21 protein-coding genes and 1 pseudogene are annotated in these 22478 nt (G+C 40.0%); 7 read left to right on the top strand and 15 right to left on the bottom strand.

The features are described 5' to 3' along the window. Window positions 1-17: 17 nt before the first annotated feature. From LKO28_RS01915 to LKO28_RS01900, 4 genes are all read right to left on the bottom strand, one after another. The gene (locus tag LKO28_RS01915) at window positions 18-1376 is read right to left on the bottom strand and encodes a sensor histidine kinase (RefSeq protein ID WP_227692847.1); all 1359 of its coding nucleotides are present in this window, start codon (window positions 1374-1376) and stop codon (window positions 18-20) included. Further along, window positions 1373-2056, bottom strand: coding sequence for a response regulator transcription factor (locus LKO28_RS01910; protein WP_227692846.1), 684 nt, complete (start codon window positions 2054-2056; stop codon window positions 1373-1375). Before LKO28_RS01910 ends, LKO28_RS01915 begins: the two co-directional genes overlap by 4 nt. A gap of 252 nt (window positions 2057-2308) precedes the next feature. Next, a complete protein-coding gene (locus tag LKO28_RS01905) occupies window positions 2309-2506 on the bottom strand; it encodes a hypothetical protein (RefSeq protein ID WP_227692845.1) in 198 nt (65 codons plus the stop codon). A gap of 192 nt (window positions 2507-2698) precedes the next feature. Beyond that, the gene (locus tag LKO28_RS01900) at window positions 2699-3124 is read right to left on the bottom strand and encodes a nuclear transport factor 2 family protein (protein ID WP_227692844.1); all 426 of its coding nucleotides are present in this window, start codon (window positions 3122-3124) and stop codon (window positions 2699-2701) included. Between the two features lie 310 nt (window positions 3125-3434). Here LKO28_RS01900 and LKO28_RS01895 point away from each other — a divergent pair, with 310 nt between their 5' ends. After that, window positions 3435-3857: a secondary thiamine-phosphate synthase enzyme YjbQ gene (locus tag LKO28_RS01895; protein WP_227692843.1), complete on the top strand. Its 423-nt coding sequence runs from the start codon at window positions 3435-3437 to the stop codon at window positions 3855-3857. Window positions 3858-3926: 69 nt separating this feature from the next. Here LKO28_RS01895 and LKO28_RS01890 read toward each other — a convergent pair whose 3' ends face one another. Both LKO28_RS01890 and LKO28_RS01885 read right to left on the bottom strand, forming a co-directional pair. Further along, window positions 3927-4427, bottom strand: coding sequence for a DinB family protein (locus LKO28_RS01890; RefSeq protein ID WP_227692842.1), 501 nt, complete (start codon window positions 4425-4427; stop codon window positions 3927-3929). 140 nt (window positions 4428-4567) lie between these two features. Beyond that, window positions 4568-5437 (bottom strand): transglutaminase-like domain-containing protein, encoded by an 870-nt coding sequence (locus LKO28_RS01885; RefSeq protein ID WP_227692841.1) that lies wholly within the window; start codon window positions 5435-5437, stop codon window positions 4568-4570. Between the two features lie 1310 nt (window positions 5438-6747). Between LKO28_RS01885 and LKO28_RS15555 the strand changes: the two genes are divergently transcribed. Then, the gene (locus LKO28_RS15555; RefSeq protein ID WP_227692840.1) at window positions 6748-6975 is read left to right on the top strand and encodes a helix-turn-helix domain-containing protein; all 228 of its coding nucleotides are present in this window, start codon (window positions 6748-6750) and stop codon (window positions 6973-6975) included. Between the two features lie 1007 nt (window positions 6976-7982). Here LKO28_RS15555 and LKO28_RS01870 read toward each other — a convergent pair. Continuing rightward, entirely contained in the window at window positions 7983-8465 is a 483-nt protein-coding gene (locus LKO28_RS01870; protein ID WP_227692838.1) for a very short patch repair endonuclease, read from the bottom strand. Window positions 8466-8545: 80 nt separating this feature from the next. Further along, window positions 8546-8896, bottom strand: coding sequence for a hypothetical protein (locus LKO28_RS01865; RefSeq protein WP_227692837.1), 351 nt, complete (start codon window positions 8894-8896; stop codon window positions 8546-8548). Window positions 8897-9110: 214 nt separating this feature from the next. Between LKO28_RS01865 and LKO28_RS01860 the strand changes: the two genes are divergently transcribed. Both LKO28_RS01860 and LKO28_RS01855 read left to right on the top strand, forming a co-directional pair. Beyond that, entirely contained in the window at window positions 9111-10199 is a 1089-nt protein-coding gene (locus tag LKO28_RS01860) for a DNA cytosine methyltransferase (protein ID WP_227692836.1), read from the top strand. Window positions 10200-10206: 7 nt separating this feature from the next. Continuing rightward, entirely contained in the window at window positions 10207-11172 is a 966-nt protein-coding gene (locus tag LKO28_RS01855; RefSeq protein WP_227692835.1) for a HaeIII family restriction endonuclease, read from the top strand. 233 nt (window positions 11173-11405) lie between these two features. Here LKO28_RS01855 and LKO28_RS01850 read toward each other — a convergent pair whose 3' ends face one another. The 7 genes and pseudogenes from LKO28_RS01850 to LKO28_RS01820 form a co-directional block, all read right to left on the bottom strand. Further along, a complete protein-coding gene (locus LKO28_RS01850; protein WP_227692834.1) occupies window positions 11406-12116 on the bottom strand; it encodes an MAE_28990/MAE_18760 family HEPN-like nuclease in 711 nt (236 codons plus the stop codon). Beyond that, entirely contained in the window at window positions 12106-13212 is a 1107-nt protein-coding gene (locus LKO28_RS01845) for a DUF262 domain-containing protein (protein ID WP_227692833.1), read from the bottom strand. Before LKO28_RS01845 ends, LKO28_RS01850 begins: the two co-directional genes overlap by 11 nt. Next, window positions 13209-14264: a DNA cytosine methyltransferase gene (locus LKO28_RS01840; RefSeq protein WP_227692832.1), complete on the bottom strand. Its 1056-nt coding sequence runs from the start codon at window positions 14262-14264 to the stop codon at window positions 13209-13211. Before LKO28_RS01840 ends, LKO28_RS01845 begins: the two co-directional genes overlap by 4 nt. 445 nt (window positions 14265-14709) lie before the next feature. Further along, window positions 14710-14853, bottom strand: a pseudogene (locus LKO28_RS01835) (ATP-binding protein); the annotation flags it as partial. A 21-nt stretch (window positions 14854-14874) separates the two neighbouring features. Then, window positions 14875-15468: an ORF6N domain-containing protein gene (locus tag LKO28_RS01830; protein WP_227692831.1), complete on the bottom strand. Its 594-nt coding sequence runs from the start codon at window positions 15466-15468 to the stop codon at window positions 14875-14877. 50 nt (window positions 15469-15518) lie between these two features. After that, entirely contained in the window at window positions 15519-16004 is a 486-nt protein-coding gene (locus LKO28_RS01825; RefSeq protein ID WP_227692830.1) for a hypothetical protein, read from the bottom strand. A gap of 219 nt (window positions 16005-16223) precedes the next feature. Next, window positions 16224-16373 carry a hypothetical protein gene (locus LKO28_RS01820; RefSeq protein WP_227692829.1) on the bottom strand — a complete coding sequence of 50 codons (150 nt, stop codon included), beginning with the start codon at window positions 16371-16373 and terminating at the stop codon, window positions 16224-16226. A 685-nt stretch (window positions 16374-17058) separates the two neighbouring features. Here LKO28_RS01820 and LKO28_RS01815 point away from each other — a divergent pair. Genes LKO28_RS01815 through LKO28_RS01805 form a run of 3 tightly spaced genes read left to right on the top strand, consistent with a single transcriptional unit; the run spans window position 17059 to window position 22451 of the window. Next, the gene (locus tag LKO28_RS01815; RefSeq protein ID WP_227692828.1) at window positions 17059-17817 is read left to right on the top strand and encodes a TlpA family protein disulfide reductase; all 759 of its coding nucleotides are present in this window, start codon (window positions 17059-17061) and stop codon (window positions 17815-17817) included. A gap of 4 nt (window positions 17818-17821) precedes the next feature. Next, entirely contained in the window at window positions 17822-21061 is a 3240-nt protein-coding gene (locus tag LKO28_RS01810; protein WP_227692827.1) for a SusC/RagA family TonB-linked outer membrane protein, read from the top strand. Between the two features lie 16 nt (window positions 21062-21077). Next, window positions 21078-22451 (top strand): RagB/SusD family nutrient uptake outer membrane protein, encoded by a 1374-nt coding sequence (locus LKO28_RS01805; protein WP_317206594.1) that lies wholly within the window; start codon window positions 21078-21080, stop codon window positions 22449-22451. The last annotated feature ends 27 nt before the right edge of the window (window positions 22452-22478 follow it).

Genomic DNA, 22478 nt, shown 5'->3' with positions numbered 1-22478 from the left:
ACCTCCGAATGCGCTAATCACCAATTGACTTCAAACACATTTTCAGATTTCCCTCTCGAATAATAATGAATCTTCGCGTCGTGGATGGCGAAAATCCTTTTAGCAAGCACTAACCCAAGGCCAAAACCTTGTTGTGTCTGCGCATTATTTCCCCTAAAAAAATGCGTGAAAATAAACTGCTGTTCATCGTCTTTGAGGACTTTCCCCGAATTTGAAACAATAAGGGTAAGCACATCGGAAGAACCATCAAAAGTTACATTCGCTTTCTGATTATCGGAATAGTGAACCGCATTTAGCAGCAAGTTCAGCAATGCTTGTTTGATCAGCGGTTCGTTTGCTTGCCTATTTAAGATATCCTCATTGAAGTGGTCGGGGGTGAAATATACCTCAAAATTAAACGCGGGATAAAGCGTATTGATTTCAGCAATGCAGTTAAACATAATTTCATCAATTCTGACGTTAGCCTTGGTAATTTGCTGTCCTGCCTCGATCTTAGAAGTTTGAAGCAAGACGTCAATGATATGTCCGAGTGATTTAGCTTTTTGCGTCTGTCCCGGAAGATCGGATTTTATCCGCTCCAGATCGTTTTGCTGTTCAATTTTCTCGAGTTCCGAAACCAATACCGCAATCGGGGTTTTCAGCTCGTGAGAAATATGCTGGATGCTATATTTTTGAAACCTAAAAGCATCCTGGGTACGTTTTAAAAGTTCATTAAATTTTTCCGACAGGTTTTTTAGCTCGGTAGTCGTGGTCTGAAGTTCAACGGATTCGTTTTCTTCCTCGCTCAAATCGTAATCTTCCATCTTTTTCGTCAGCTCCGAAATTGGTTTGGCAATAATATTGGCAAGATAGAATGAAATCAACAGAACAATCAATACGATGGCCAGAAAAATCCCGACCAGCACGTTTTGGAGAAAATCCCTTTTGGAATACCCAAAATAGTCATACGCTTTACTGATTCCGTAGTATCCCTTACCATTATTTTCGACATATACGCCAATCAGATCATAACCATCTTCTTTGGTTTCCATCCAAGCATTTGAAACCGATAAATTGTTTAAGATAAGGGCTGATTTCTCGATCTCCAGACTATCAATACTCGAGAAAATAAGCTTCTTATTGTTGTCATAAATAAGCATTTTTTCATCATAGAAGTCGTGAATATCCTGTTTGTCCAGCAGCAATGAAAGCTCCGCACTTATTTTTCCAAATTCTTCTATAAGCCCAATCGTATGTTTCGTTTTGGAAAATTGCTGCTGTTGAAACTCTTCTTCACGGTGTGCTGAAAACAAAATAAAAACAATCACGAGCGATAGGGCAGATACCGTTATGACCGTACTCGAAAAATAGATGAGTATTTTGTTTCTGATTTTCATTCTGTCTCCAAATAGTACCCGTAACCGATTTTTGTTTTGATGGAGTTTTTGCCAAACGGCTTGTCAATTTTATTACGCAGAAAATTCACATAAACCTCGATCGTATTGGTGTTCACATTAAGCGAAGTTCCCCAAATTTCCTTGATCAATTCATTTTTGGAAATGATTTCGCCTTTGTGCTTACAGAGTTTGACTAAAATTTGATATTCCCTTGGCGTAAGCTGTATTTCCTGATTTTGTCTCTTAACCTTTTTTTGAGCCGTATTAATAAGAATATCCGAAGCGATAATCGTATCGTTCGTATTATTTTCGGACTTGCTTTGGCTTCTTTTCAGCAGCGAATTGATTCGCATAATGAGCTCTTTCATAAAAAATGGTTTGGTCAGGTAGTCGTCAGCACCACTATCAAAACCTTTGATTTTGTCTTCCAGCTCATCAAAAGCGGTCAGCATCAGTACAGGGGTTTGCGTATTATATCCCCTAAATTCCTTACAGAGATCGTAGCCGTTTTTCTTTGGTAAATTAATATCCATCACTACACAATCGAAAGATTCTCTCTTTAAGAACCTTTCCGCCAAAAAGCCGTCAAAGGTACTTTCGACTACAAAATTTTCAGCTTCCAAGGCCTCACAAATATTTTTATTGAGTGTAGTTTCGTCTTCGATTACCAAAATTCTCATATAACAAAGATAAGTGAAATTATATATAGACCGTACCCAATGTGGCTAGATCCAACAGCGAGCGTAGCACGAGTCTTTATCTAGCAACAACAAAAAATCCTGAAGCGGGGAGCTTCAGGATTTTTAACTAACTAACCAATTATAAACCTAATTATGAAGTACAAATATAACGACAATGACGTGTATTTCGTTTCTTGTAAGTGTATATTTAACACATATTAACGAATGAATGATTTTCCGTAGCCAAAGCTACTACTGTAGCGAGATTTTATGAAGTGTTTTTACGATATGGCGTTTTTGATACCAGTCGTTGTACACCAGTTCGATCTCCTTCGGTTTAAAAGAACCAAAATCGACATCTCTGTAGTTTTCCAACTGTTCCGCAAACTTTTGAGGGGCCTCCCCAATCGATCTTGTATAGAGATTATTATAAAGTTCTGTTAAGTTCATGCAAAATCAGTATTCTGTTTGCTAATATACTATTCCAATTGAAGGAATTAGGTAATCGATTGGAATATTGTTCTCGGATATCTCCTGACGTTAAAAAGCCTGCATTTGCAGGCTTTACTAACTAAACTAAACTAAACACTGGGAGTATCTCACGACATGTCCCTATATTGAAACAAAAAATCTAAGCTTTTTTTAAGGATAGGTCGTTTCCACTTGGTTTACTTTCCAACCATCTTTCCCGAGGGTCAATGTGATATAATCCACACGGGTAAAGTTGTCAAATACCATGGTAGCTTTTGCAACGCATACCTTTCCATTTTGCGATAGGATCTCGTAGCTACTCTCGCAGTCATATTGGGCTCCTTTGTTTGTCTTTAGGAACTTGATGTATTCCTTTTTGCCGGCGCGGTCGTTGTTGTTCAAGTTTCGGTACTGGAAATCATCTGCAAAAAGGAATTTGTTTAGGTCGATACTACCCACGGTAACAGCATCCACATAGGAGCCGATTACCATGTCCGATTCCACGTCTTTCAAAGGATTGGCCTTTTCCGAAGCAAATGAGTTTAGTGATGTAACCATGATCAATGCTGCTGCGATAGTTTTCAATGTCGTTTTCATATCTGTAGTTTTTAATGTGATGTATATATTGTTTTTTCTATTTCTTATTTGATATCTCAAAGGTAGGGTGGTGTGCAGATTTACCGAATAACGATTAGACCAAGCTCCCGCATTTCTCGGTAACTGTGGTAAAATTATCGGTGAAAGCGGAAGAGGTTCCGGTAGTCCTATTGTCCAGTTACAGGATGCTGGGGCTAAAAACTTAAAGGACGGTTTAACGCGTTGGATTCATTAGTAAGCTGTCCCAGTAATATTGATTTCTTCAATAATGAAAAAAAGCGCTATTTTGGTGTTCTAAATCAATGGTTTTATGCAGATTTTCCAACGTTCATTACGTCTCGATCCTAAAAAGAGAGGGTTTCATTTGATTACCGCTGAGATTATCCGGTCGCTGCCAGAGATGAGCACCATAAAAACCGGCTTATGCCAAATCTTTATTCAGCATACATCCGCTTCCTTGACGATCAACGAAAATGCCGACCCTACGGTACGTGCCGATTTTGAGACTTACTTCAATAAATCTGTCCCCGAAGATGATCCAGATTATCTACATGACTACGAAGGTTCTGACGATATGCCAGCTCATCTAAAAAGTTCCTTGCTCGGCAGCTCCGTCACGATACCAATAACAGATGGCCGACTTAACCTTGGCACGTGGCAGGGCGTCTATCTGTGTGAACACCGAGACTATGGCGGGAGCAGATCGCTCGTTGTCACGGCTTGGGGTGTTTGAACATGCCGATCATCGCTAATGGAACACTAGTCCAATCCTTTGTGATCCATGCTAAGTTTATTATGCTTACTAGGCAGTACCATCTTCATACGTCGGGCCATAAAGCCCTGGAACTTTATTTCCGGTAGCACGTAGGTAAACGATCATTTCTCCACGATGATGGTAAACATGATTGAAAAGAAACCCTCGGTCAACTATTCCTCGCGGCATAGGGCCGAGTACAACACGATCGCCGGCGGTCATGGTCCATTCTTGTGAAAGCTGTTCCTCAGTGAGGGTCGATAATGCTTCCCGTGCTTTTTGCACATTATCTTCGAATAGGGCTAGGGTAGCCTGTATGTCGTTTGGACTTCCACGTTCCAAATGATCGCTCGCAATATCGTAAACGTCTTGCGTGAGTGCACCGACATACCAATAATATATAGTAGCAATGTGTTGCGCTAGTTCACCCATCGTCCAGGAGATATCCGATGGACGGTAACCCAGATCTTTTTGGGGTATCGATTGGAGTAGTTTACGGGTGTTTTCTGATTCGTGCTCAAACTCTTGAAGCCAGTATTGTAGTATCATATTAATTGGATTTTTTTTTATTAAACACCGGGTCGCTTGGAATGTTTGATGGGAGTTGCTTATTAATTTTTGTCGTAAATAGAGCATGAGACCTTTCCGATCGCTTTGCTAGGTGCTAAATCAAAATCGCCAATGGGTTTTTAGTGGTTATCCTGGTTCTTGGCAATACTAGTAGTTACCCGAGAAACGACCCTTATGGGATCGCCCCGATATGCGTAAGAAAAGTAACGATAGCCGTTCAATGCGGCTAGGTTTCGATTATGGGATAATTTTACATAGTCATTATCCAATTGCTGGAAAGAAGACCTGGTCGCGTCAACTGTCCGCCAACCAAACTCTGGAAGAAAGACTTCTGCCCAATTATGCTGCGGCATCGAAATATTTTCAGTTTTATATCCCTCTACAACACGAGCGGGGATCTTGTTTGCCCGACATAGTGCAACGAAGGTATCCGCAAATTCAGTACAATCACCCTTCATATTTTTCAGAGCCACGAGCGCGCCTACATCGTCTGGATTATACCCCGTATATTTTAAGTTTTTGTGTACAAAAGCGTAAATGTTCTTGACGGTCTTCAGGTCAGATTTTCGACTCTTCAACTTTAGCGCCTGTTGGACGATGAGGTCCTGGTCGCATTCAATGTATTTTTCTGGCGATAGAAATGCGTCTAAGCTGTCATGCATCGTTATACTTTTAGGTGCGGAAAAATCATTTTCCCACAGATCTATCGTTGCTAAAATGTGAATAGAAATACTTTCAGAGATAGAATCGATCTCAAATGCTGCAAACCGATCTCCGTCTTTTTCGAAGATTTGTGCCGGAACCATTGAGTAAACTATGGTGTCCACATTTTGCACACCCTCAATGTCTTGCGGAAGAATGCACGTTAGTTTAGCTTTCTTCGTTTTTCCCGTGCTGCTAATTGTGTACTCGGAGATGTATTGTACCTTCTTTTGGCTGAAAGCATGTGTCATCAGCAAACAGAGTGTGGTAAGAAGAAGGTTTCTCATAATGCCATTTTTTATTCTCATAGTTGCAATAATTGATTAACAAGCGGCACATCAGCTTCTGCCAAGTCGTAATCTTGTAATTCATTTTTATCTACCTAGACGGCTCGTTCGCGTTTGAAGGTTATGTGAAGTTGATAATCATTGCCACTCGGTTTATAATTTGTACGAAAATACAAATTTTACGTCTATATTTTTATAAGGATTAGAAAAATAAATCGTTTTTTTCCCAAAACACCGATAGCATTTGGTTCCAAATTAACACTTACCAAAGTTGTAAGAATCCACTATCGGTTACATCTGAACAGCGAGCGTAGCATAAAAAAAATCCTGAGGCGGGGAACCTCAGGATTTTAACTAACTAACTAACCAATTATAAACCTAATTTATGAAGTACCTATATAACGGCGGAAGTTGTGCTTTTTGTATAGCTTCATGTATGTTTAACACTTATTAACGAATAGATGGCCTTTATCTTTTCTATTCTTATTTGATGTTTCCTGCAGAAATTTTGGCCCATTATTATTTTTTTAAATCTTGGCCCACGCCATAGACACTCTAAACGCAACGACGCCTATTTTCCAGTTACAGGTTGTTGCCCCGAGATTAAAAAACTGAAGAGGAGGGTGTACAGAGCTGTAAGCTACTGAGTAGAAAAAAACAAAAAATCCTGAGGCGGGGAACCTCAGGATTTTAACTAACTAACCAATTATAAACCTAAATTATGAATTACAAATATAACGACTAAAGCACCCATTTCGTTTCTTGTAAGTGTATATTTAACAGATCTTAGCAAGTCCGGCCAGCTTTCTTTATCTGGTCTTTTTTTCTGCCAATGCCAGAACCAACTTGTTCAACCTCTATAGTCGGTATATCTATATTATTTATAAAAGATTGCTAAAAGTCTATAAGCAGTTGATTTGCTATTGGTTGTTGGTTTTTTTTGAAAATAAGATTATCTTGCAAATAAAGTCGCTATTAACGATTTATTTTTTAGATGCTAAAACATAGTCGATAAACGAAGATATTAGAATGTCCATCTGGTTATCTCCGAAAGGTACCTAGGCAGTTTTCCAAAAGATTTCCGGTAACGCATCCTAACATTAAAGTGTTTTATCAACATGGTTTCGAATAGATAATTTTTTGTACCATATCATAAACTGTTAATTATATGTTCTCGGTAGTTACTTCATTACTTCTTATAGTTATGGGCTTAAGGGCTAAATACTCAACTCACGATGGGTGGTCGCGTGCGCGCAAGTACTGGAAGCAGATTGTTATAGCTGGAATAGTATGTCTTTGTATTGATATTTGTGTTTACTTTGGCAAGACAATTGGAGCGTAATTTCAAAAGGTTCAGTGGAATGTCACCAAAAAAATATTCAAATATTATTCGTTTTCAGAATGCGTTGAGTTTAATCAAAAAATCAGATCAAAAGCGAAGCTTATTAGCTATTGTTTTTGAATGTGGTTATTATAATCATTCGCATCTTGCCAACGAAATTAAACGGAATACGGGTCTTCCTTCGTCATTGCTTTAATTTTGTCGCATTTTTACAAAGTGTAACACGTCGTCATGTTGCCTTTTTCAATATCCTTTTTCGCGGTAAAATAATTGAAATCGTCACTTAGTCCATAATGAAAGTCTATCATGATAATACTTTGGTACAAGCAAAACATCATGAAAACGGCGGGTATTGATAAGGTGATTCGTGTCTTATATCTACTTTTGGTAAATGGTACAAGTCCGATAAGGCAACCAGCGAGTATCGATTTCAAAAATATAAGGGTATCGTTTAATGTAATTCTATTTAAATTTTCGCTAATACGATCCCATCTTTGCCCTACGTCTAACAATTCTAACACCATAATTAGCGCTGTCCATATTATCGCAATTACGGTTAATACTAGCGCAGGCTTTAGTTTGCTATGTGTCATGTTATTCTTGTTATCGCTCAAAATTTTTACGGCGTTTCGTTGAGAACGTGCTAATCATTATTTTTTACTAATATACATAAATCAAACTTTAACGGCTATCCAGTTTTAACCGGTCGTTTTCCTCGTCATTAAAGTGTTGGAACTCGTTGAGGACATACAATTTAAAACTTAATGGAAATCCACGCTGCGAATTCTAGGGTAATATCCATGTAAGCAAATGTTCCTCCGTATCTACCAGATGTTGAAATTATGCCTATGGCATTTGTGTTTTCAATCCATCGTTTGGGAATCATCACAAAGCTGTTCGATCCGGCTTGTTTTTAAACCCCTCGAATTCGAAGGGTTTAAAATCTGTATTGTAAATTGTTCTCCAAAACCCCCAACAACTCAATGGTATTACGATTTCTCATTCAGTTTGAATGATAGAATCCGTATGTAAAGAATCTTTACGACTTGCGACAACAGTAAGAGAACTGAAATCTTCATCATTGTTTTGATACAACTGTTGGCACAAAGTTAAGACGGAACCCCACAAGAAATACTGATGGTTTTAAGTGATTTATTAACTGTGAGACTCGGTCGTACTTTGAAACGACCCTATGTTTTAAACCTACCTATACACACGCCGCGTCTCTAGGAACAGTTCAATTTGGTTGATCACCTTCGGTAGGTTTTTCAGGATATCCTGCGACCAGAAGCGAAAAACCGTGTACTCCATATTCCGTAGCGCGCGATTCGCTAGTTCATCCTTCTGCATGTTACGTTCTATTTTCGGTATCCAAAACAGCCGGTTGGATTTTATCTGATCACGTCGTTTCTTCCACTCAAAGCCGTGCCAGAACTCGCCGTCCACAAAGATAGCAAGCCTATATTTTTTAATTACGATATCGGGAGAACCCGGAAGGCTTTTGTCATGAAGGCGAAAGCGGATATTCTTTGCCCATAGTGCACGTCGCAGGATCATTTCAGGCTTGGAGTTTTTACCTCTGATGCGCGACATAATATGGCTACGCTGCTTACTGGTATAGAAGCCAGCCGATTCCTCAAATCGCGGAACCTTTATCTTATGTTCCTCCTCATCGTAGCTTTTCATTATACAAAACTATATAACATGCACGTATTGCTGAAGAACAATATCAGAGCATGTTTTGTTTTTGCTTTTACCTGTCTAGGCTAAATTTCGGTACTCACCGCTAGATCCATATCTTTAACGTATTTGTCACCCATATAGCCATTCCAACTTTCGCGGTCACGCATGATAACGACGAACACGCAGATGGCCGCTTGTTCTTTTGTTAACGGTTCATATCCTTCCGCAATACTATCTTCGTCTGAAAATATACCATGCACATCGTTCCAAGCGAGCCATTCGACAAGCGCTTCGCGAGGCATATCTTTTATCTTTTCCAACAAGGCTTCTTGCGATAAATCCATCAGTTGATATCGCCAATCCTGCTCGCGTAGTTGATTGGGGATGATAGGATAGGGGCGGTGGGCGTGATGCTTTTTACTTAGCGTATTCATTCAGTTTTACTTTTTGCTACCGCAATGTACTAAAAATATTAGTTTTATATAAAATATTTGTATGTTTGTTGCAATGCTCACCGAGGGAATAAATACGCAGATATTTTTCTGACGAATGTTGACATGTTCCAATATGTGGATAAATCAGAAAGTGAAAAGCAGCACTCTCTCGTGTACTTTATTTATTTTTGTTTAACTCTTAATATTATAACTTATGAAAGTTGTTTCCTTTTTTGCTGGTGCAGGCGGTCTGGATCTCGGTTTTGAACAAGCGGGGTTTGATGTTGTTTGGGCGAACGAATATGACCGAGATATTTGGAGCACATATGTAAATAATCATCCTGATACTGTATTGGATAGACGAAGTATTGTTGATATTCCATCTGCCGACGTTCCAGATTGTGATGGAATTATTGGTGGTCCTCCTTGTCAAAGTTGGTCAGAAGCAGGGGCAAAGAAAGGAATTGCAGATAAACGTGGACAGCTATTTTATGAATTTATCCGAATACTCGCAGATAAAAAGCCGAAGTTTTTTTTGGCAGAGAATGTCTCTGGAATGTTGCTGACGACCCATAAAGAAGCATTAAGAAACATTAAGCAGATGTTTCAAGATGTAGGGTACACACTTTCTTTTAAGATGTTAAATGTCGCTGATTATGGAGTGCCCCAAGATAGAAAAAGAGTTTTTTTTATTGGTTTTAGGAATGATTTGAATATCGAATTCCAATTTCCTACACCCAGTCATGTTGATAAAAAGGTGACACTTAAAGATGCAATAGAAGACCTGCAGGATTCTGTTATTCCAGCAAAGCCTGGTAATCTTAGTAACCTTGAGGAATGCATGGTGCCAAATCATGAATACATGACCGGTGGGTTTTCTTCTATTTATATGTCGAGGAATAGAGTTAGATCATGGGATGAAGTGTCATTTACGATACAGGCAGGTGGTCGGCATGCTCCCCTACATCCTCAAGCTCCCAAAATGGCGTTTGTAAAACAAGACGTTCGAATATTTGTAAAGGGAAAAGAAGAGTTATATCGTAGGCTCAGCGTCCGAGAATGTGCGAGGATCCAGACGTTTCCTGATACGTTCGTTTTTGACTACAAATATGTTGCGGCCGGTTATAAGATGATTGGAAATGCTGTGCCAGTTCATATGGCTAAAATTCTTGCAGAGAGTATCGAATGGCAAATAAAGAATATATCTATCAATCGTCCGCGCGTAACAAAAAGGGTTATAGGTTTAAATGGCGATGCGGTAAAGAATAAGTTGAATGTAATTTTAGAAGACATAACTGCTTAATTCGAGAATGGCAAATAAACAAACTATAAACGGTAAAGCTTTCGAATATGCTTTACTAACGGAGTTTTCGGAGAAGCTTAGTCTAGTGACTGAGACGACTGTTATTGAGAATGATCCTTATCGAGCGGCTAAGCGCTATTTCGAAGGGTTTCCCGAAAAGGATCAAGGCTCCTTTAGGTTGTATGCAAGTTTTGCTGTTAATTTTTTAATTGATTTAGAACCTCGATTAGCAAATGGTATTGATCGATCCGATATCTTGACACTAGAACTTGTTTCTGATAGGCAAGGGCAAGCCGGAGATGTCAGGGATGTATTAGCTATTAGGTTAAATCAACATTGGGAGATTGGAATATCTGCCAAGAATAATCATAGAGCAGTTAAACATTCAAGATTGTCACATAAGCTTGATTTCGGAGAGAAATGGTTAAGGATACCCTGTTCTGAACAATATTTTTCTAATATCCGTCCTATTTTTCAAGAACTTGCAGTACTCCGGAAGCAGAGCGGTGCTACCAAAACATGGAAGAGCTTAGGTAATTATCATGATTCCGTGTATGTTCCTGTTTTAGATGCGTTCAAAGAAGAGCTTATCCGGTTAGATAGGGTGAATCCGGGAATTGTCGCCAGAAATTTGGTGCAGTATTTAGTTGGACAGCAAGATTTCTATAAAGTTATTAAATCTAAAGGGCGGGTGGAAATACAAGCGTATCACCTTTACGGGACACTGAATTTGCCATTTGGCACTATAAAGCCTAAGGCGAAAGTTGACCGACTAAAATTGCCTACGAGATTGATCGAAATAGTTTATCAAGAGAATTCTAAAAACACACTGCTTGTTACGCTCAATGATGGTTGGCAGATTTCATTTAGGATTCACAACGCCAGTTCAAGAATAGAGCCTTCTTTGAAGTTTGATATAAACCTAATTTCTTCTCCACATACACTATTCACAAATAAGTTGTTTGTGAGTTAATCTCTTGCTATATTGAATTCCTTATCGATAGCTTTTTTGTGCGTATTATGAAATTAATTCTCTTGAATCAAATGTAACATCCTCCGAAGCTTCATTCTCAAGCCGGGAACTTATTCTTTTTCTCCGTGGATTCGGTTATTAGGCTTTAAGTCCAGCAAAAGAATTCCTAGCTTGATAACTAACATCCTTGCTAAGGAACTGCTAGATACTTTTTAGTTTCGACAGGGATAATTTTAATTTGAAATCTTATAATGTTTGTTTATGAGATATTCTTCTACGGCTGAAATATAGACACTGAGAAATTCGTAGATGTAATTTCTAGTTTCTAGAAGTTGAGAAAAAGTCGCTGAACTACCAACCTCAATAAAGGACTTCTCGCCGTGAGCGAGCCAATTTCTTTTTCGTTTAATGTCCATTAGTGTCTGACCATGTGTATTTAGATCGTAAACTCTACGCAGATTTCCTGTATTTATTTTCATCGAATCAGCTGTTGCAAAGATCGTCTGTGCATCAAGTGAACCTCCGTAGTTAATTTCATTTGAAGCTAATTCAATGGTATCATTGAAAATTTGGTTGGCGATCTTCATTATTGTTTGTATTATTGTGTCTTTTCGCTTTTTGTCATCATGTTTGTAGAGGTTGTTCAACCAATACTTCTGAACATCTTCAATAATGTCGAAATATCTTAATCTGTTGTCCTTTATTTGATCAAAAATGCTGATGATTGAGTTGTACACAGTGGACTCAATTAGATTGTAGAGTAACAAATAAGATGTAGACCGTAGCGTATCTATTTTGGCTGCATTTATCACAAGTGTTTTGTCTGCACCAGATTCGATATCATAGGCTAAAATTTTTGGACTTTCAAGTTCAATTGCTTGTAAGATCTCGTAAAAGGAATCTATTTCAAGCATTCTTTTGTCAAACTCTTCTTTAATCATCATAGGTCAAATCATCCGAGTTTATCTCACCTAGAAGACAATTTTTTACAAATTCTATTCTTCCGGCAACTCTAGTTTTACTATTAGAACCATCTGAGGTAGTCAGTTTTTTAAACTCTTTTGAATTCAGCCAATTAGCGTTATTTACTTTCAAGAGTGGATTAAGCCTAAGTGCTAAGTTAGCTCCAACGGAAATCGCTTCAAACCTAACGCGAGGAATCATTTTCGATTTTTCAGATTTACGAAGGCCATTGGGAAAGTTTTTGTCAATGAAGTCAAGTGTTTTTGTCAGCTCTGCTTTCATTGTTGCTTTCATTTTTTTACTAAATACTTTATTGGTTTCGATAATATACTCATCAAGAAACCCCCTTACCGAGTGGTCAAAATTCTGATAATTGTCTGAAAGCGCGTAAAATCTGGTAATCAGTTCCTCTTTTTCTCCTCGTAATTTATCCGTCTCTTTACCCGATACAAATAGCCTGTTGAATTCATCAGAGTTTGATTGTTCAAGTATAAACGTATAGAAGTCATTCCCCACAAATTTCCCTTTTCGAATTTCAGCAAAGCTTAATTTTTCGCCGCCTTCGTTGACCCGCCTAAATATATCTGCTCTGATACCCTCATCCGTATTCTCATTTATTATATAAAGCTTGAGTTGTGTATTGAGAAACTTTCTTTTACGAGCTGTATGCAAGTCGTCGAACTTAAAGCCATTTAATGCTGTAAGTTCTTCTAAATCAGATAATAATAATTCATTGTCTACAAACGCTTTGATAGATGAAAGTCGTTGAACTCCATCCAGAAGTTCCAAGTTTCCATCTTCATCTAATTCAAATGCAAATAGAGGTTGGATCGGAACGCCCATAAAAATAGATTCAATAAATATTGATTGCATCTTTGTCCGCCAAACAAACTCACGTTGATATTTAGGGACAATTAGGCTAGAGATAGCATCGTCTTCTAAGTCAGGTGTTTGCCCTTTCAAAACGAATTTCTTTAACAGTTCTCCAATGGAGAAATCTGCTATTCTGTATTTATAATCCAGTTGAACATCCCTAATTTGGTTTTCAGCGAGCTCTAATTCTTGTTCTGTTTTCATCCTTTTAAACTTTTTAAATGTTCTTTAATGCTTCTAGCTATTATTTCTCCAAGTTTTACCGGAACAGCATTGCCGATTTGTCTCGCCACTTTTACTATGGGAATGTCTTCGTCATCGGGAGCAAATTTATACGTCCCAGGGAAAGACTGCAATATAGCTGCTTCACGTAGGGATATTCCTCTGTCTTGCTCGGGATGACCGAAACGTCCATTTCCATAGCCAATACATTGTGTAGTCATCGTAGGAGAGGGCTCCTCCCATTTCATCCTTCCATACACACTCGAATATGATTTTCCGCTATCCTTTTTATGGCATGCTAACTTTAAATTTTCAGGCCAGTCTGTCCAACTTCCGCCGTAGGGAGTATTTTGGATTCTAGCCTTGTTTGATGTCGATAGTTTTCTTGCGAAGTGAAGTTTATCATTGGGGTGATATTCACCATCCTCAATGGGAGGTAAGTATCCTATTGCATCTTTAACAGTGACGAAGTTTTCGTTATCATGGGTTTTTGGTATCAACGTGATAGGACCATGTTTCGACGCCAATAGTACCAAACGTTTTCTGTTTTGTGGTATACCGTATTCTTGACAGCTTACAATTTCGTAATGTACTGAATATCCCTCAGTTTCTAACGAATATAAAAAATCTTGAAATACGGGAGCTTTTTTGAAGTTAACTAATTGGGGAACATTTTCCATGGAGATAATGTCTGGCTTTGTCTCCTGAATTAGCCGCTCGAAATCATAGAGCAATTTCCATTTATCATTATCTTTTTTTTCAGGATCTTTGAATGTATATGAAGAGAAGGGTTGGCAAGGGGCGCAACCTATTAAAACTTTCTTTTTAGCTTTCCCAAATAGTTTGATGATTTCTTCACCAGTAATATCAGATATGCTTTTTGAAATGAATTTTGAGTTATTGTTAGTTTCAAATGCAAACTTACAGCTTTCGTCGATATCAATTCCTGCAACAACGTTAAAGTTTTCTTGGATAAATCCGTGGGTTAACCCTCCGATTCCACAAAATAGATCAATTACCGCTACATCCTTCATTTTATGCTATTAATAATCACAAGATACAAAAATACGAATATATAATTGTGTATAGTAGTCGATTGGGTCAAACATTTTCTCGAAGTCGTAATTACGTACTTGACAAATTGCGTCAAAATGTTCAACGCATTTTTGTCTTGCGACGGGGTCTCTTTCATAGATGTTGATATTTACAGTCTTTATGTCACGCTCGTAGAGTTTCTTATCATTCATCTCTTCGCCAAAATAATTATCAATAGGTATATAAATATCATTTAGACATCTGTTCAAAATATCTATTCTGGCTTTGACTTTTGAACCACAGATGTTTTCGTCCTAATATATTAAGAGAAAATGAAAGGAGAGCTTTTTTAGGTGCATATTCCGGTGATGTTGACCCCATTCCGGGCATACTGACCCCCCTGATTTTGGTTCAAGGGTTGTCATTACCAATGACCTGACAATATTACCCTTTTTTTCTTAAACTTTCTCCTTTAAGTTCAATCCTGTGAGACACATGGACAATTCTATCTAGTACTGCATCGGCAATAGTATCCTCACCGATTATATCATACCAACTTGCCACGGGTAATTGACTTGCTATGATGGTTATCTATGTCCGTTATTTTATTTAATCTCTCACATTTCCCCCGACCTTAAAGCCAATCTCAACCTTTGATCTCCGTTTTGCCACGGCGCTATCCTGTTTTTCCTGCAAGCGATCGATATACTCGAAGAGTAGTTCGATATTTTGGTCGTGACCTTTCTGTTTTTTAGCGATTTGCTCTACAGTGTATCTGATTTCAGCTATCTCTAATTTTACCTCTGTATTATCGGCGAGTAGCTGTCTCATGCGGGTGAATATTCGCATAATCTGTATATTGATTTGAAGGGCAAGTTTGCTGTTCAGTACAGATGATAACATGGCCACCCCTTGTTCGGTAAAACAAAAAGGAGCATATCTTAAACCCAACTTATCTGAATTGGAGGTCACAAATTGTGATCTCCAATCTTCGAACTCTTCGTCGGACATCTCAAAAATAAAATCTTCGGGAAACCTATCGATATTTCTTCGAACTGCTTGTTTGAGAGCGCGAGTTTCGACACCGTATAGATTTGCCAAATCGCGATCCAGCATGACTTTTTGCTTTCTGATCATATATATCTTACTCGCAAGTATTTCGTCGTCTGGTGGCGTAGTATGTACTATGTTTTTCTTACTCATAATTGCCCGTGTTTATAATTAGTTTTTGTTGATTTTAGAAATAGTTACTTTTAGATATCTTCTTTACCATCCGGATTTATCTCTCCATAAATTTCTTTGAAAGTTTCTAGCACATCCATCTCCAAAGCCTCAATAAAACAGATCAGCTCAACCGCTATTAGGTCTTTGGTTTTTTCATTAGTTAGTCTGCTAATCTTATTCTCCGACATCCCGATTTTTTCTTCGACTTCGTTTTGTCTGAGTGTATGTTTTTTTAAGAATCTTATTTCGCTTGGTAAGTGTTTAAATTCTTTCAATAAACTGTTTTTTGGTCTATTTGGAAAAATATTTTCTATTGCATTTTTAAATTCATCATCATCCAAGTTCGCTAGTTTAATCGCAATGTAGACTATCTTATAAAACTCTTCTGGCGATGGTTTAGCCGTTTCTTTATTGTTTAAGTCATTCATTCTTGGTTTTTTGATGTTGGCCAAGCTTCTAACTTTTTCTTTTACAATTCCCAGTTCTTTCAAATAATCTCCTAGTAATGTTGGCATATCATATTTTTAGTATGACTTTTGTGTGTTTTTCTTTGTAAAGTCATATAGTATTTTTATATTTGTTGTATAAATAGTAGCGACACTAAGTAGGGGTAATTCCCTATCAACGATGTCACTCGTTCGAAATCCGCCAGATTTACCCACGAGTTGACCTTGAAGTCGCCCTTATTGCTGGATTTTCATACATTTGTATATATCCAGTAGGGCGTCTTCCTGTCAGACTTTTGTGGGGAACTCTCTGAACTTCGTGTAAGTTTGTGAGGAGGCTTCTGGCGGAGCCACGAACAAAAGCATGGAAGATGTCTTATTGGTTTTAAACCAAGTAGCCTTTCCTTCAATAGCTTCTCGAGTGCACATCGTTATCATAAACTTTAAATATTATGAAAACGAACAGAACCACCAAGCAAAAGCCACAAGACCCGATCCAGGATCGCAGGCTCCGGTTTTCCCATTTATCACTTTATAAGAACGTAATCTGCGCTCCAGAATAACTGTTACTATATACAGATCGCGAGGAGCGAGGGAGGTAAATACTAGCTTAACGAAAGAACGGCTTCCCTGTACACAGGAAGACTGGTCTTTCCATAGAAATACCCACCTCAGACTTCGCGTCTGTTACCGACCTTTGATAATCAAAACACACGTTGGCCAGGTCAATTGATCGGTTGTTAATAAAGAGTCGCACCTAAAATTAATGACTTTTCACTTACCGCGCAAATTTAATTCCCGTAAAAGAGGATTAAAGTGTTTGATATTGTTTTTGAGGTCGGTTATTCCCAGAAATGCGGCGATGCATAGCGTATCCTAAACTAACGTATAAACCGTATAATCTGCATTTTTTCATCTAAGACGATGGTTTGTGCTGCTTGCCTTGAGGATTTATTCGCTGCCTCGTCAAGCATCACTTTTAACACCGAATAAATGTAGAAATTTATAGGGAGGGACTGCTATGTACCGAGCTAATGATCGACTAACTAATCAAAAGTATATGCTTTCAAGATATTATACCAATTACGTAACCATGATGAAGATCCCTTTAAAAGGGAAAGGCATGAAGAACAAAGTAGTCCTTCCTTACGGGTTACTTTGTTTCATGTTGTTTGTTTTAACCCATGCCCTCGCGCAGTCTCCCCACGATCGGGGAGCTGCCGGCGGGCATCCAAACATGCGTAGTTCTCGAGATCTCCTTGATCTAGAGAAGGCCATAAAGATTATACCTAAACAGCGGCTGCAAGAATCGAGAACGATAAAGTACCCGGATTATGATGCTGGCCGGTATCCCATATTGGAGTATACGATCGATACAGCACATTTAGGCTATATGGAAGTAGGTGAGCCTATACCCGACGAAATCCTAGATATGCCTTTGTGGGTGGTGAATGATGCGGATGGGAGAGACACCACAACCCTACGGGAACTAAACAAAACGGAATATTTGGTGCTGGATGTATGGGCAAATTATTGTGCACCCTGTATAGTATCAATGAATAAGTGGGAGAGCCGAAAAGAAGAAATAAAGGATAGGATCACTGTAGTAGGCATACACCTGGATTATGATTATAAAGCGCTTGAGAGCGCAAAACAACGGAAATGGTCCAGTACGCAGATCATTGGCAAAGCGGGATATATCTTGAGTCGTTATCTATGCGGAACACTCGTTATGGGACCCAGTATTTGGATAAAAGACGGCCGCCTGTTCGGGATTTCCGAGGCGGGCAACTATGAAGAGGATTTTGTAGGACAGCTGTTGCGGGGCGAAATCCAGGAAATCCCCGAATACGCCAGATTTAAGCTACCAATAAACAGATAATACGATGTATAGAAAGAGTATTAAAGTATGTCGCGATGGCCTATTAGGGGTTGTTTTATTCATAAACGTTGGCGTAGGGAACCTCTACGCACAAGGGAACATTTGGTTATCGGGCAAGGTCTATTCAGAGATAGACGGAAAAGGTATCCCCAGCGCGAGTGTGACGCTGAAGAATACCGATATTGCAACCATGACGGATAGCGTTGGAGCTTTCCGCATTCCGGTGAATTCTCAGCGGGGTACATTGATTGTAAGACATGTTGCTTTCAAGTTTAGTGAAAAGGCGTTCACCGGTGCGGATCGATCTTTACGCATCCGTCTGGAACCGATAGCTAACCAGATTCAGGAGGTAGAAATTGTAAACACGGGATACTATCAGCTACCGAAAGAAAGAGCCACGGGTTCGTTTGATTATATCGACGAGGGGCAACTACAACGATTTCCATTTACGAACCTTATTGATCGGTTGGAAGGCGTCACGAACGGACTGTTGCTAGATCGATCCAATTCTAGCGGAGAAACAACAAATGATCCGAGCATTCGGCTTCGCGGATTATCGACTATAGAATCTAATAGTGAGCCCCTTATTATATTAGACGGGTTTATCTACGACGGGCATCTTTCCACGATTAGCCCGTCAGATATTGCCAGTGTGACGGTACTGAAAGACGCCGCCGCAGCGTCCATATGGGGAGCGAAAGCCGGAAATGGCGTTCTGGTCATCAACACGAAGCAAGCTAGGCGGAACCAAAAAGCAATAGTATCTTTCTCCTCCGTTACACAAATCCAGAAGAAACCGGATCTTTATTATTCGCAGCATTATTTGCCGTCATCAACCGTGCTAGACATAGAAGAAAGTATGTTCCAGCGTAATAATTACCGGGAAAGGGATCAAACACCGATCCCGCTTTATACGGAATGGCTAATTCGACACCGGGACGGCGAGATAAGCACAGAAGAGCTCGAAAGGGTTAGAAATCGGCTCGAGGAAACAGATACACGAGAAGAAGCCTTAAGACATCTTTATCGCAGTGGCGTTAACCAACATTATGACGTAGCACTTCAGGCGGGCGGCGATAGATATACATTTCGATCTGCGATGTCTTACGACAAGAATCGCGCTTTTATCATAGGGAACAAAGATCATCGCTGGAATGCAAATCTTGCCAGCACGATTTACCTCAGCGATAAATTTAGGGTTTCGCCGTCCATCTTTTATACGGAGCAGGGAGATCAGCATAATGGAGTCGTCTTTTCCGATCTCTCTGCCGGGGGTGTCTCGGTAGTACCTTACTACAGGCTTATGGACGAAGCGGGGAACGCTTCAGCCGTTGTCAGTCGAAATTTGCGGTATGCATTTCAGGAATCAGCGCCTGAAAATGGTCTGCTGGACTGGTTGTATAGGCCCTTAGATGAAAGGGATCTCGTGGAGAATTCGGGCAAGCAACAAGAATCTCGATTACAGTTGGCGCTGAATTACGATTGGCGAAAGTGGTTAACCTTGACGGCCAATTACCAATATGTTTCTAGAGGGAGCACGGGACATAGTATATACGCTCGAGATAGCTATTATGTAAGGGATTTAGTGAACCGCTTTACGCAGCCTAATGGCGAGCAGATTATCCCACACGGCGGTATTAAAAGACATGCCGCAGGGAGCAATGGTAGCAACCATACGGGACGGATGCAGCTTGCCGGGCAGCACGAATGGAGCGATCGTCACCGGATCAATTATGTCTCTGGAATGGAAATCTTGCATCAGCGCCAGCGGACATCACCCTTTATGATGGTATACGATTACGATAGCGACTTATTAACCGGCCGCACCAACTTCAACTATTTGCAACGGTACAGCATGCGGCCTAGCGGAACCGGACTGCTCACGAGTTCGGGCGGAAGCGAAGGAGAGCGAACCAATAGGTTTATTTCCTATTATTCCAATATATCGTACGGGTTGCGCGACATCTACCTGTTGTCCGGTAGTATCCGGTGGGACGCATCAAACATTTATGGTGTTAAAACGAACCAACGCGGAGTACCGCTCTGGTCGTTGGGAGCAGCCTGGCAACTAGCGAAGGAACCATTCTTTTCGACGGATCGATTTCGTGTTCTAAAACTCCGGGTCACATATGGAAGTAGTGGTAATACGAATCCGGCCGTAACAACTTATCCGATTATCTCTTTCGCTGTAGATGGTTTAACCAATGAACAGGTCGCGAGTTTGCTAAGTGTGGGTAATCCCAGTTTAAGTTGGGAGCGCGTAAACACCTTTAATGCGGGAATGGATTTCGCCAGTAAAAACAATATCATCCGGGGAAGTTTTGACTATTACTTCAAGCGGGGCGATAACCTAATTGGAGCAGACTATATGGATCCGACGACGGGCATCGTAGACGATGTTTATCCACTCATTGTCAACCGGATTAATTATGCCAATCTTTCTACCAGAGGTTGGGAATTGCAGTTACACACGAATATGGTGAGAAGTTCCTTCCAATGGACCACTTCCTTGTTAATGTCGGGGATAAAAAATGAAGTTACCAACTATAGTACATCGGATATCACTGCGGCACATACTTTTATATCGAGAAGGCCGCCGGTAATCGGACAATCCTTAGATGTGGTATATGCATTCCCTTGGAATGGCTTAGATAATGACGGAAAGCCAATAATTTACCAGAACGGAGTGTTATCGAAAGACTATATCGATTATTACAACAGTTATCCGATCGATCAGCTCAAGGCGGTGGGATCACGTATCCCGACGTTGACGGCCAATCTCATGAATACTTTTAAGTGGAAAGGCTTTCATGCGAGCATAAGTTTTGCCTGGAAATCGGGCTATTACTTCCAGCGGTCTACGATGTCTCCTTTAGGAGAAACTAATGGTAATTACCATCAGGATTATTTTCGGCGCTGGGAAAAAGCAGGCGATGAGGCTTTGACAGATGTGTTGCCTCGTGCGGAGCAAGCTACCCCAGAGATAAACGCGATAGGTAGTATGCATGCGCTTTCGGAGCACCTTTGGGAAAAGGGTGATCATATCCGTATCCGAGATGTTTCTTTAGGATACGATCTGGGCAGAACGCAGCTCGCGTATCTGAACAATGTGGCAGTTAGGATTGCTGCGACTAACTTAGGGACGGTATGGATGAGAAACAACTACGGAATAGATCCGGACTTTGCAAGGTCTACTTATCCGTCGCCACGATTATATTCCTTTTCCCTATCCGCAAATTTCTAGCACTAATTTTTTGAAAATGATGAAGAATAGTCTTTTACTTAGTTTATGTTTTTTGCTTTGCGGCTGCGGTGAGTCTTTTCTCGATGTCAAATCGAATAGGAGTGATCGTATGCCGAACAGTATAGACGACTATCAGGCTTTGATGGATAATGTATATGGTGTCATTCATATGAATACCTCGCATCTACTAGGCATAGTCGCTGGCGATGAGATCGCCGTAGATGAAGCAATTTTGCCAAATTTCAAACCTTTCCACCAACGAAATACTTACTTGTGGGTCAAAGAGAATTTTTTTGAAGGAGAACAGTCCAAAGATTGGAATAATGGTTATCGTAGGATATTGTACTGTAATCAGGTTCTCGACGGGCTGAAGGAGTTCGAACCTTCTCCCGAAGATCGGGATAGCTATGACCAAGTGCAGGGAAGTGCGTACTTTTTTCGGGCACTCAGCTATTACCAGCTCGCGCAATTATTTTGTGATGTGTATAGCGACGCGGCTTCCAGTCAACTTGGGTTACCGCTCCGCACGGAAGCGGATATTACGCTGAACGTAAAACGGGCTGATCTGCAGGATACTTATGATTTTATTTTTCAGGATCTTAAAATGGCGAGAGAGCGATTGCCGGAGCAGCCAGCTATGCCCACGCGGCCTTCAAAAAACGCTGTAGATGCTTTTCTAGCACGGATATATCTGCAATTGGGCGACTATGAAAATGCCCGGGAGCATGCGCTTCGAACATTGTCAAAATTTCAGGGCGATTTATTGGATTATAACTTGTTGGTTAATGATCCAAACAGTTTTGACCTATTTGTAGATTATGGCTTCTCCCATCCGGAAGTAATATTGTTCACCTATATGCCCGCTCCTGAAATAGCAACCTTAGGGATTTTAACGGCCTCAGCGGAATTGCTAGAGCTATACGATGATAACGACCTCAGGAGGGATCTATTTTTTAGGACATTCAACGATGCTCCAGTATTCGTCGGTACATATTCGGGGATGGGTTTCCCTTTTACGGGGTTTGCGCTAGACGAGATTATTTTGATCCTGGCGGAATGCGAGGCTAGAATAGGGAATCATGAAGAAGCCTTAGCATATCTCAATGCGTTGAAAAGAAAACGGTATTTGCCCAATATAGAAGATTTTTATGCCGATACGCGCGATGCTATCATGAAAGAGGTTCTGCTTGAACGGAGACGACAACTGGTGTTCCGCGGCGTACGGTGGGAGGATATCAGAAGGCTAAATAAAGAACGCACATATCCCGTGACGATAAAGAAGAAGAATGGTGCAGAATGGATCACAATTGAACCGAACGATACACGCTATGTCTTCCCGTTGCCAGAAAATGCGGTGGAATTAGGCGGTTTGGAACAAAATCCGCGATAGGTTAATGCTCTGGTTGAAAGGAATCAT

This window comes from Sphingobacterium sp. FBM7-1 (genome assembly GCF_020687765.1).
GTDB lineage: Bacteria > Bacteroidota > Bacteroidia > Sphingobacteriales > Sphingobacteriaceae > Sphingobacterium.
Note: the sequence above shows the minus strand (reverse complement) of the source record. Positions and strands in the feature narration are given on the sequence as shown.